The sequence below is a fragment of the Aquimarina rhodophyticola genome (assembly GCF_042434915.1).
In the GTDB taxonomy this organism is placed as follows: Bacteria; Bacteroidota; Bacteroidia; order Flavobacteriales; family Flavobacteriaceae; genus Aquimarina.
The window spans coordinates 774272-785900 of record NZ_CP170198.1 but is presented as its reverse complement, the minus strand read 5'-3'; the positions used below and the strand labels follow the sequence as shown (position 1 = coordinate 785900).

The following is an 11629-nucleotide window of genomic DNA, read 5'->3' as shown; positions in this document are numbered from 1 at the left end:
TTCAAAAATTATCGATACATTCGCACTGTATTTGGTTTCTTATTCTTTTTATTTTAGAATATAGAATTAAAAGGGAACTTGGTGAAAATCCAAGACTGTTCCCGCAACTGTAAAGCTTATAAAAAGCTTCATTAATAAAACCACTGTAGTAAAAAGCTATGGGAAGGTAAATGAATGCTAAGCTAAGTCAGGAGACCTGCCAATACCATAATAATTTATGATAATAACTCTCGGGTAAAGAGTTAGGAATTATGTTTTTTCATACTTTCTTTCCTTGCCTGCTTAATTTCATTTTTAAATGCAAAAATTGATTTTATGCAGTCTATGGATACAGTGTTTTTCACTATCCATATGTGCACAAAATGTTACAATTCGAGGTAACGTAACTGATCAAGAATCTAAGTTACCCATTTCACCAGTTCGTATAACCGCCGACAATCTATTTAAAGGTGTTACCGATAGTAGTGGTAACTTTTCGATTTCATTAGAAAAGCTTCCTATACAAATCATCTTTAATTCTCCAGGCTATCTTTATAAAACGATCAATGTAAAAAAAGAGTCTAATAATTTGACTATAACCTTAGAAAAAGAAATTATCCAACTTTCTGAAACTGTTATAAAGTCTAGCTACCAAAAAAAATTAGGAACTCAAAAAGTTTCAGAAATTTCATTACGATTACGACCTATTGCTAGTGCACAAGATTATCTAAAAGCAATACCAGGGTTATTTATCGCACAACACGCAGGTGGAGGAAAAGCTGAACAAATATTTCTCAGAGGATTTGATAATGATCATGGTACCGACTTTGCCGTACTTGTTGATAATATCGGGGTTAACCTGAGTTCTCATGCGCATGGACAAGGATATGCGGACTTACACTTTTTAATTCCCGAAACAGTACAGACCGCTGATTATTATAAAGGCCCACATGAAACTTCTCTTGGTAATTTTGCTGTTTCTGGAGCAGCTAAGTTTACTTCAAGAGATAGACTAGATCGTAATATTGTTAAATTAGAATATGGCCAATATGATTTTATTAGAGCTTTGGCAATGATTTCACTTTTAAATGAAAACAACTTTTTGATCAAAGAAAATGAACAAGCATACATGGCTATCGAGGGGACCTATAACAACAGTTTTTTTGACGCTGATCAACATCTTAAAAGACTTAATACTTTTACCAAATATGTAATTCCTCTTTCAGAAAAACATAAATTATCTACGTCTATTTCTACTTTTCACAGTAATTGGAACGCTTCAGGGCAAATACCACTTCGTGCAGTTAATAGTGGAGCAATTAGTCGATATGGCGCCATCGATGATCAAGAAGGAGGAGATACCAAAAGAATCCATATTAACGCACAGCTAAGTTCGCGTTTATCAAGTAAGACAAATTTTACTAATCAAGTATATTTTGTCTCAAATGACTATAATTTATTTTCAAATTTTACATTTTTTCAAAACGACCCTATCAATGGTGACATGATTCATCAATATGAACATCGAAATATTTTTGCTTATAAAGGAGCTATAACTTCAAAAAACTTATGGCAGCTATCTAATAGTACCACAACCTTTGGTTGGTCTGTAAATCATACTAACAATACTATAGGACTTAACAATACCATTGGAAAATCCCTTTTAACACCAGTAAATGCCTTGGATATTAAGGAGACGAATTATGGGTTTTTTTTAAAAGAAAGATGGCAATTAGTATCAAGAGTGAGTTTATTGGTAGGAGTTAGAGGGGATTTATTTGATTTTGATGTAACTGAAAAAAATCCTATACCACAGCGTAAAACAACAACTGCATTTAGAGTAAGTCCTAAAGTAAGTCTATTTTATGACCTCTCCAACAGTCTTCTGTTGTATGCCAAAGCAAGTTCTGGGTTTCATTCAAATTATGCCAATGCTGCAGTAACTAATAAAAATGTAAGTCCGTTGCCAAAAGCCATCGGATATGACCTGGGTACAGAATTTAAGGTAGGTAAAAAACTTGTAGGTAATCTTGCTGGCTTTTATTTGCAAAGTGATGCCGAGTTTGTATTTGTTACAGATGGTTTTGAATATGAAAATAAAGGCAGGTCCCAACGTCTAGGTGGCGAGGTTTCTTTTAGATATCAACCACTACCCTATTTTTGGTTCGATACTGATTTAAATTATAGCTATGGAACTTTACTTGATGCTCCTCAAGGCGAGGATAAAATACCAAGTGCACCAAGATTAACTTCGACAGGAGGCGCTACTTTACGCTTACAAAACGGTATTAATACTTCATTACGTTATCGTTACTTAGGGGAACGTCCCTTAACTGAAAGTGAAAATATCATTGCTCAAAGCTATTTTATTACAGATTTAGTTATCAATTATACTAAACCAAAGTATCAATTAGGTCTATTTGTCGAAAATCTTTTTGATACACCTTGGAGGGAAGCAGTATTTTATGACTCCTCTCAATTACAAGGAGAATCACAGCCAGTAAATGATATCCACTTTACTTCAGGTACTCCTTTTTCAACAAAATTAAGTTTAACATATTTCTTTTAGATTATGGGTAAAAACATTGCTAATACAACACACACTTTTTTCTTTTGTGATGGGGGTTCATGTCAAAAAGCTGGCAGTGAAAAAGTTGTTAGAGAAGCTAGAGCTTATTTGCGAAATAACGAATTATGGGATAGTACGCATACAATCAAAACTAGGTGTAACGGGAGGTGTGAAGATGCACCTACGTGCATTGTACATCCAGGAGAATATTGGTATAAAGAACTTACTCCTCTCAAAATAGCACCTATAATTAAAAAACATACTATGCAGAGTGGGCCTGTTGAAACCGACCTGTTATATCAAAAAGGATGGGGTAAACAACAGTCAAACAATGAAAAAGCTCCTATACAACCCAAAGATTTTGAGCTAAAGATAGATAAAGAATTGGGTGCATGTCTTATTACCAAAGGTTTTAGCTCGGATCAATATTTATATCCCTTATTCTTATTTCTAAAAGAAAATCCAATAGGTGCTCACCTTTGTATGTCAAAAAACAGCCCAGTCGCATTTGAAGAAATAGATACTGTGGTGTATACTAAAACGTATACGTTAGAATTGCACACCAAAAAGATGTGCATCCCTTTGATAATTGGTTCTGTTTCAAAAGAGAATAAAATAATACAACGTTTAAAAATTTCTACTACCGAATACTTTTACCAAAAAGGAGCCCATCAAACTGGTATTCGTTTTAAAAATAAATTTGGTGAGACGATAGGTAAAATAATGTTTGATGCTACAACAACCACTGGGTGGAAATATTGTACCAAAATTCAACTTAAAAATGCACGTTTAGACCTGTCATTGTTATGAGTAAACAACAAACTTCTATTGTAGGATTAGGATGGTTAGGTTTACCACTTGCTCTACAGCTTCACAAAAGTAAGCATACAATAAAAGGAAGCACCTCTGAGATAACTAATCTTAAAGCATTAGCCAATTATCCTTTTTATACTGCTAGAATAAAAGTTGAAGCCGACGCTATTATTGGAGATTGGGAAGCTTTTATCGCAGAAACATCAACGCTTATCATAAATTTTCCTCCAAAACGAATGGATGGTATTGAGATCTTACATCCACTTCAAATCGAGCAGATTATAAAGAAAACACCCAAATCAATCAAAGTAATTTTTGTTAGTTCAACATCAGTTTATCATAATGTTAATAGTCTGGTTAATGAAACTTTAACATGTTTTCCAGAAAAAGCATCGGGAAAAGCTTTAATACAAGCCGAACGCTTATTACAGGATCACTTTGGAAATAATCTAACAATTTTACGTTTAGCTGGATTAATAGGACCCAAACGTCATCCAGGGAGATTTCTAGCAAATAAAAAAGAACTTAAAAATCCCAATGTACCTGTTAACCTAATTCATCAGCACGATGCTATTAGATTAATTCAAAATATTATAGAACAAAAATGTTTTGGTCAAATTATTAACGGCTGCGCTGATCTACATCCCCCACGTAATGCATATTATAAAAATGCTGCAACAGCACTAAATTTACCTACACCTGTATTTGAGAAAACTTCACAAGAACTTTTTAAAATTATAGATAATTCAAAATCAAAAAAATTACTCAATTTTGAGTATGAATTCTCTAACCCAGAATGGGTTTTTACTAAAAATAAATTGCCCGAAATAGCCATAATAGGTGCAGGACCAGGTAATAAAAACCTGTTAACAATAAAAGCTTTGCATGCAATTGAGGATGCCGAAGTTATTCTTCATGATAATTTAATTTCTAAAGAGATTTTAGAAATTAATACACATGCACAACGCATTTATGTAGGTAGAAAATTTGGTGATAAAGAAGATCAGGAAACACGTCAAAATAAAATCAATCAATTATTAAAATCACATTGTGAACAAGGAGATAAAGTAGTTCGTATAAAATCTGGAGATCCTTATATATACGGTAGAGCTGCCGAGGAGGTTCGGTTCTTGAAAAAGCATCGACTCCCCTTTATTGTAGTTCCAGGAATATCGGCTGCCTTAGCCGCAGCCAGTGCTGTAAATATTCCGATTACCGAAAGAAGACAATCCAATGCTATTCTAATATGCACTGCACATACTGCAGATTACTCTACTGCTCAACTTAAAGGAATTGCAGAGATGCTTAATGCAGGAAATACTCTTGCTCTATACATGGGGCTTAAAAGCTTAGATAAAATCATACCAAAGTTGTTAAACGTTTGCAAAAATAAGGACATTCCAATTAACGCTATCTCAAATGTTTCAAGAGAAAATGAAACGTTACTTTCATCAACATTAGGTACTATAGAACACGATATTAAAAAACAAGAACTACAAATGCCCGTAGTCTTTTTAATTGGGGTAAACCCTATCAATTAACACTATGAAAAAAGGAATTTTACTTTGCGGACATGGAAGCAGGACAAAAACAGGAACTTCAGCTTTTAAAGAACTGGTAGCAGCCCTAAAGGCTCGGTATACCGAGTACGAGGTAGACTATGGATTTTTAGAATTTAACCATCCTGTTTACGAAGCCTCGGTCGAACGTATGTATCAAAATGGAGTTCGTGAAATTTATGCACTACCAATCATACTATTTGCAGGTTCTCATGCAAAAAATGACATTCCGTATGAGATGAATACCATACAGAGCTATTACAAAGATCTAACTATCAAAATGGGAAAACATCTCGGTGTAAATTCATTTTTATTGCAATTAGCTCAAAAACGGGTTCTGGAGACAGAAAGCAACTATTCTCCCATGGATCGAAGAGAAGTGTGCTTAATGGTGGTAGGAAGAGGAACTACCGATACAGATGCAAATTCTGATGTCCATAAGTTAGCCTGTATGCTAGGAGAAGGTATGGGGTTTGGTTTTACCACGGTTGCGTATAGTGGTACGGCTTATCCGACTGTAACCAAAAGTTTAGAATTAACTAGCAAAATGGGATTTAAACGAACTATAGCAATTCCGTTTTTCTTTTTTACTGGTATTCTGTTGGAACGTATCTACAGTGAGATTCGTGAGTTTGACTCAAAATCATCTCACCAATACATTTATACACAAGCATTTGGTAGCGATGAATTGATACTTAAAGCTTTTGATGAGCGCCTAGAAGAAACCATTAATGGCACTGCAAATATGAACTGTCAATTATGTAAATACAGAAAACAAATTGTAGGTGTTGAATCTGAAATGGGTAAAGAACAAATAGGCCATCATTTAGGCGTCAAAGGTGTTCTATTTGAAGAAGATGATAAGGTAGGACAAAAAAGAAGTTTATTTACTGAAATTAAAAAGGGCTTAGGGATATGAGTACAGGCAGCATATATGGTGTTTCTTTAGGTCCTGGCGATCCTGATTTAATTACAGTCAAAGGTTTAAAAACATTACAACAAGTCGAAAAAATATACTACCCTGGATCTATTTTTAGCAACGGTAGAAAAACTAGTTATTCGGGCATGATTTTGAATCATTACAAGTTAGCTTCAGAAAAATTAGTTGGATTTTATCTAAAGATGGATTTGGAAAGAACTCAGGCGCAAGCCATGTATGAAAGCACTTTTCAACAAATACTTACCGATTATACAAAAGGGTTGTCAATCGCTATTGTAAGCGAAGGAGATATAAGCACTTTTAGTTCTTTTTCTTATTTATTAGAAAAAATTAAAAAACAACAATTGGCTATCAGCTTAATACCAGGTATCACCTCCTACCTACATATGGCTTCAGAAAGTAAAACCCCTTTATGCTTACAAAATGAAAAAGTAACAATAATACCGCGAGTGCAATGTGAAGAAGAATTACGTGATGCTATCCACAATTTTGATACAGTTATACTGATGAAAATAAAATCAGTGATTGATATCATCGCTGCAGTAATCGACGATAACAAACACAGTATCACCTATGGTGAACGTCTGGGTACCGATCAACAATTTATAACCTATAATTGGAAAACTGCCTTGAAGCGAGATACTCCGTATTTCTCTCTGATTCTGATAAAAAAAAATGAAAAATGAAAATAACTGTTGCAGGGCTTGGTCCTGGAGATATAAATTATATGTTACCTATTGTAAAACATGCTTTAGAAAGAGCGGATGTTATCATTGGTTATGACTATTATTTTCAATTTGCACAATCGCTATTTAAAAAAAGTGCTGAGTTGATCGCTATGCCATTAGGTAAAGAAGAAGTAAGAGCTCATAAAGCAATCGAAAAGGCCAAAGAAGATAAACATGTGGTGGTTATAGGTTCTGGTGATGCCAGTATTTATGCCATGGCAGCTATAGTTTATGAAATAGTATCCAAAGAAAATCAAAATACCATAACACTAGAAACCTTACCAGGAGTTTCTGCCTTTCTAGCTGCTGGTAGTAAATTAGGAGCTCCTTTGGGTCATGATTTTTGCTGTATATCATTATCTGATTTAATGACTCCTTGGAACACAATTGAAAAAAGAATAAGAGCTGCAGCTATGGGGGATTTTGTAACTAGCTTGTACAACCCAAGAAGTGAAAAAAGACATTGGCAACTTGGAAAGCTCCAAAAAATATTTTTAGAAGAACGCTCTCCTACTACTCCCGTTGCTATTATAAGACATGTAACCCGACCAGAAGAAGAAATAAAAATTACTACGCTTGGTGAGTTTAATACCGAAGAGGTAGATATGTTCTGTTTAGTAATGATTGGGAATTCACAAACCTTTCAGTTTAAAAATTTTTTAGTTACACCTCGCGGGTATCTAGATAGAAAACCCCATACGGGTGAAGAAATACAGCAAGAAAGTTTTAGAATTGTTACAGAACATATCAAAGATCTACCTGTCACTATTGCCGATCAATGGGCGATAACAAGAATTATTCATACTACAGGTATATTAGAAGATTTTAATCACTATTTGGCTACTGAACAAGCTATTCAACACTGGCATACTCATCTGATCAATGGTGGTGATATCGTGACTGATGTTACCATGGTAAAAGCTGGAATTACCAAAGCTTTTGTTAAACAATACGGCAATCAAATACACTGTCTATTAAATGATGAAGACGTTCAAGTAGTAGCAAAAGAAGCTAATTTAACACGCTCGCAAGCTGGTATTAGAAAAGCTATTGATCAATTTCCCAATGCCTTATATGTAGTTGGAAACGCGCCCACTGCTTTATTCGAAATTGTTGAACAATTAAGAAGAAATACAAGTTTTAAACCGGCTGGAGTTATCGGTGTACCTGTTGGTTTTGTAAACGTATTAGAAGCAAAGGAGCAATTATCACAAATAAGCTTTACAGATTGGGTAATTGTTGAAGGTAACCGTGGTGGCAGTAATGTTGCTGCCGCAATCGTAAATGCAGCTTTTACTCTGCCAGATGCTTCAAACTTTTTTAAAAAATAATATGAAAAAATTTACTCCAGAAAATATCGAAACTTTAGAGCAAATAATACTAGCGAGAAGAGATGTGAGAGGAAATCGTTTTATAGACAAACCGATTGCTCAAGATAAGTTAGATAAGATTCTATTTGCTGGAGTCAATGCACCCTCGGTTGGTTTTTCTCAACCATGGGAGTTTGTCATCATTAGTGATTTTGCTACCAGAAATAAGATAAAAGACAGTTTTTTTGAAGAAAACGAAAAAGCAAAAACTCTTTTTAATAAAAAGAAAACCCATGCTTACAATCAATTAAAGTTAGAAGGTATCTTAGAATCTGCGGTAAACATCGCTGTTTTTTATAAACCTAGCCAAGAAACTGTATTAGGACAAACCACTATGAAAGAGTCAGGCATCTATTCGGTAGTTTGTGCTATTCAAAATATGTGGTTGATGGCGCGGGCTTTGGATATTGGTTTAGGTTGGGTAAGTATTTTAAACCCTGACAAAGTCAAAAAAATTTTAAAAGCTCCTATCGACCGACAATTAGTTGGTTACCTCTGTTTGGGTTATGTAGATGAGTTTTATAAAAAGCCTGAACTAGAACGTTTACAATGGGAAAATCGTAAGAATATTAACGACGTTATCATTAAAGAATCTTATTAATAAATGACTAAGACCACAAAACATATTGATTTTTATTTGATTGGTATTAGTAATCACTCTACTCCCGTTTGGAATAGTGAAGTGCTACAACTCATTAAAGTATCGACCGTATTTTCTGGTGGAAAACGTCAATATCAATTGGTACAACCATTACTACCCAAAAATCATAAGTGGATTGAAATTTCAGGTAAAATGGATACCTTAATGGAAAACTACAAAACAGTTGACGCTTCGATTGTGGTATTTGCTTCTGGCGACCCCTTTTTCTATGGTTTTGGAAATACTTTGCAACGTTTATTACCCCACGCTACGCTAAAAGCATTTCCATATTTTAATAGTATTCAATTACTCTGTCACAAAACTCAAACAAATTATAATCAATTAAAAACCGTATCAGTTCACGGGAGAGATTGGTCTACCTTGGACGAAGCGCTAATTAGCAGGAGTACATTAATTGGTGTATTGACCGATTATACAAAAACACCATCCATTATTGCAAAGCGCATGTTACAGTATGGTTTTAATAACTACACCATTACTGTTGGAGAATCTCTAGACGGTGACGATGAGTATATAGAACAACTTGACTTGGTTACTTGCTCAAAAAAAACACATCACCCATTAAACTGTATCTTATTAAAACAAACAAAGCCTAAAGCAAAAGTATTTGGTATTGCTGACGAAAATTTTATTCCGTTAACAAATCGTCCAAATATGATTACAAAAATGCCCATTCGCTTAAGCACTATAAATGCGCTACAGTTACAAAATAAAACTGTTTTTTGGGATGTTGGTTCTTGTACTGGTTCTATAGCTATAGCAGCCAAACAATATTTTCCACATTTAAAAATCTTCGCATTCGAAAAGCGAAAAGAGTGTGCGCCTATTATTCAATCAAATATAGAACAACTCTCTGCGCCTGGTATCGATATTGTTATCAACGATTTTTTTGATGTCAACTTAAAAAAATATCCGATTCCCGATGTAGTTTTTATTGGAGGTCATGGTGGACGTTTAAAAGAGTTGATTCATCAAATTCTTACTTTAAATCCATTGGTAAGACTAGTAACCAACGCGGTAACTGAAACTAGTACTTCTATATTTATTGGAGAACTTACAGCCTTAAATTTTTCGATTCAGTCAACCACCATTCAGGTTAACAACCATAATAAGATCTATATCCACGCAGCAGAAAAGAGAAAAAAATGAAAAAAATAGCCATTATAGCAGTAACAGAATTAGGTGTAAAGATAGCCGTTACGCTTCAAAAAGAGTTTCCAAAATCCTTGGTAATAACAACCCTAGAGACTCCTTATGATACTGTATCAAGCATCCCATCGATTTCGGACTATCTCAATCACAATTTTTCAAAATTAGAAGGCATTTGTTTTGTAAGTGCCTTAGGTATTTGTGTACGTCTAATAGCACCCCATATTCGAGATAAAAATACCGATCCTGCGGTGATTTCTGTAGATGATTTAGGATTACATGTTCAATCGGTGTTAAGTGGCCATAAAGGAGGTGCTAATGACTTTGCAATAAAAGTTGCAACTATTTTGGGAGCAACTCCGGTTATATCTACTTCTAGTGATGTACAAAATATTTGGGCATTGGATATTCTAGGTAGTCAGTATGAATGGAAAACTAAAAATACGGTATCCATGAATACAATAATGGCATTATTTGTTAACAACAAATCAACAGCCTTACTTTTAGATATCAAAGATAGTGGTACTCGTTATTTAGAAAAAACGACACCTACTTTTGTAACTATTTTTTATGATGAAGCCGACATTGATTATACGCAATTTGAATTATTTATTGCAGTAAGTTATAAAATATATAAACCAAGTATACCAAGTTTATTTTTCATTCCAAAAGTACTTTCAGTAGGATCAGGTTGTTCAAAAAAACTCGATTCACTTCTTTTTCAAGAAACTTTAAAACAACAATTTGAAGCCAAAGGATTACATTTTTCTGCCATAAAAAACTTTGGTTCTATCGATATTAAAGCTTCGCAACAAGCTTATTTAGATTTTTGTAGAGAAAACAATATCGTTTATAGCACATTTACACCTGCAAAAATTAACACTATCTCGATACCTAATCCTAGTAAAATGGTTCAATCCAAAATTGGCGTAGATGGTGTATCAGAATCCTGTGCTCTATTGCTTTCTGGAAATACTGAATTACTGATCGAAAAACAAAAAATTCATATCAATACGAGTGAGAAATTCACTTTTTCGGTAGCAATCGATGTAAAAAGCGTGCGTAAGGCTACAATTGCTATCATTGGCGCGGGACCTGGAGACGAAGAATTAATCACCGTAAAAGGCAAACTATATCTAGAACAAGCCGATTGTGTACTGTATGCCGGAAGCTTGATTCCCGAAGAAATGACAAATTGGTGTAAACCCGATGCCATTGTTAGAAACTCGGCCATGATGACTCTCGAAGAACAAGTCTCACTAATGCAAACACATTATAAGAAAGGAAATTCGATTGTACGTTTACAATGCGGTGATCCTTCGTTATATGGAGCTATACAAGAGCAAATGACAATTTTTGATGCGCTAGAGATGGATTACTTTATCGTACCTGGGATTTCCTCTTTTAGCGCAGCTGCTGCCGTCTTAAAATCCGAATTTACCATACCCGAGGTAGTACAATCTATAGTTCTAACTCGCGGAGAGGGTAAAACCCCAATGCCTGTAAAAGAAAATATTGCAGCGTTTGCAGCAACTAATGCTACCATGTGTATCTTTTTAAGTGCTGGTATTGCCGCAAAAGTGCAGGCGCAACTATTAGAACATTTTGACGCTAATACCCCAGTAGCTGTTATGTATAGAATTACTTGGAAAGATGAAGAAATTTATGAAGGAACTTTACAAAATCTTGCAGCAATTGTAAAAAAGAGTAAGAAAACACGAACGGTTTTAATCGTTGTGGGACATGCCATTGGTGCTCGTAAAAACAGATCTCAATTATATAGTCCAGAATGGAAGCATATTTTTAGAACTAATAAAAAGTTTGTTGTTACAGAATAAGAAATCTTTATAATCAAAAAACA

9 protein-coding genes and 1 riboswitch are annotated in these 11629 nt (G+C 34.5%); all 9 genes read left to right on the top strand.

Annotation, left to right across the window (positions count from 1 at the left end):
• Positions 1-15: 15 nt before the first annotated feature.
• Positions 16-219: riboswitch (cobalamin riboswitch) on the top strand.
• A gap of 79 nt (positions 220-298) precedes the next feature.
• From ACE939_RS03365 to cobM, 9 genes are read left to right on the top strand one after another with little or no spacing between them, the layout of a single operon-like run.
• The gene (locus ACE939_RS03365) at positions 299-2548 is read left to right on the top strand and encodes a TonB-dependent receptor (protein WP_378187372.1); all 2250 of its coding nucleotides are present in this window, start codon (positions 299-301) and stop codon (positions 2546-2548) included.
• Between the two features lie 3 nt (positions 2549-2551).
• Positions 2552-3358 carry a ferredoxin gene (locus ACE939_RS03360; RefSeq protein ID WP_378187371.1) on the top strand — a complete coding sequence of 269 codons (807 nt, stop codon included), beginning with the start codon at positions 2552-2554 and terminating at the stop codon, positions 3356-3358.
• Positions 3355-4902 carry a uroporphyrinogen-III C-methyltransferase gene (gene cobA, locus ACE939_RS03355; RefSeq protein WP_378187370.1) on the top strand — a complete coding sequence of 516 codons (1548 nt, stop codon included), beginning with the start codon at positions 3355-3357 and terminating at the stop codon, positions 4900-4902. Before ACE939_RS03360 ends, cobA begins: the two co-directional genes overlap by 4 nt.
• 4 nt (positions 4903-4906) lie before the next feature.
• A complete protein-coding gene (locus tag ACE939_RS03350; RefSeq protein WP_378187369.1) occupies positions 4907-5839 on the top strand; it encodes a sirohydrochlorin chelatase in 933 nt (310 codons plus the stop codon).
• Positions 5836-6546, top strand: coding sequence for a precorrin-2 C(20)-methyltransferase (gene cobI / locus ACE939_RS03345; RefSeq protein ID WP_378187368.1), 711 nt, complete (start codon positions 5836-5838; stop codon positions 6544-6546). The genes ACE939_RS03350 and cobI overlap by 4 nt, the downstream gene beginning before the upstream one ends.
• Positions 6543-7919: a precorrin-3B C(17)-methyltransferase gene (gene cobJ / locus ACE939_RS03340; RefSeq protein ID WP_378187367.1), complete on the top strand. Its 1377-nt coding sequence runs from the start codon at positions 6543-6545 to the stop codon at positions 7917-7919. Before cobI ends, cobJ begins: the two co-directional genes overlap by 4 nt.
• 1 nt (position 7920) lies before the next feature.
• On the top strand, positions 7921-8559 hold the full coding sequence (gene bluB / locus ACE939_RS03335) for a 5,6-dimethylbenzimidazole synthase (protein ID WP_378187366.1): 639 nt from the start codon (positions 7921-7923) through the stop codon (positions 8557-8559).
• A gap of 3 nt (positions 8560-8562) precedes the next feature.
• Positions 8563-9768, top strand: coding sequence for a precorrin-6y C5,15-methyltransferase (decarboxylating) subunit CbiE (cbiE, locus tag ACE939_RS03330; RefSeq protein WP_378187365.1), 1206 nt, complete (start codon positions 8563-8565; stop codon positions 9766-9768).
• Positions 9765-11606 (top strand): precorrin-4 C(11)-methyltransferase, encoded by a 1842-nt coding sequence (gene cobM, locus ACE939_RS03325; RefSeq protein ID WP_378187364.1) that lies wholly within the window; start codon positions 9765-9767, stop codon positions 11604-11606. Before cbiE ends, cobM begins: the two co-directional genes overlap by 4 nt.
• The last annotated feature ends 23 nt before the right edge of the window (positions 11607-11629 follow it).

What these genes read in the sequence shown, in the direction of transcription:
- ACE939_RS03365 (WP_378187372.1), top strand. Translation starts at nt 299, where the DNA reads ATGCAAAAATTGATTTTATGCAGTCTATGGATACAGTGTTTTTCACTA.
- ACE939_RS03360 (WP_378187371.1), top strand. Translation starts at nt 2,552, where the DNA reads ATGGGTAAAAACATTGCTAATACAACACACACTTTTTTCTTTTGTGAT.
- cobA (WP_378187370.1), top strand. Translation starts at nt 3,355, where the DNA reads ATGAGTAAACAACAAACTTCTATTGTAGGATTAGGATGGTTAGGTTTA.
- ACE939_RS03350 (WP_378187369.1), top strand. Translation starts at nt 4,907, where the DNA reads ATGAAAAAAGGAATTTTACTTTGCGGACATGGAAGCAGGACAAAAACA.
- cobI (WP_378187368.1), top strand. Translation starts at nt 5,836, where the DNA reads ATGAGTACAGGCAGCATATATGGTGTTTCTTTAGGTCCTGGCGATCCT.
- cobJ (WP_378187367.1), top strand. Translation starts at nt 6,543, where the DNA reads ATGAAAATAACTGTTGCAGGGCTTGGTCCTGGAGATATAAATTATATG.
- bluB (WP_378187366.1), top strand. Translation starts at nt 7,921, where the DNA reads ATGAAAAAATTTACTCCAGAAAATATCGAAACTTTAGAGCAAATAATA.
- cbiE (WP_378187365.1), top strand. Translation starts at nt 8,563, where the DNA reads ATGACTAAGACCACAAAACATATTGATTTTTATTTGATTGGTATTAGT.
- cobM (WP_378187364.1), top strand. Translation starts at nt 9,765, where the DNA reads ATGAAAAAAATAGCCATTATAGCAGTAACAGAATTAGGTGTAAAGATA.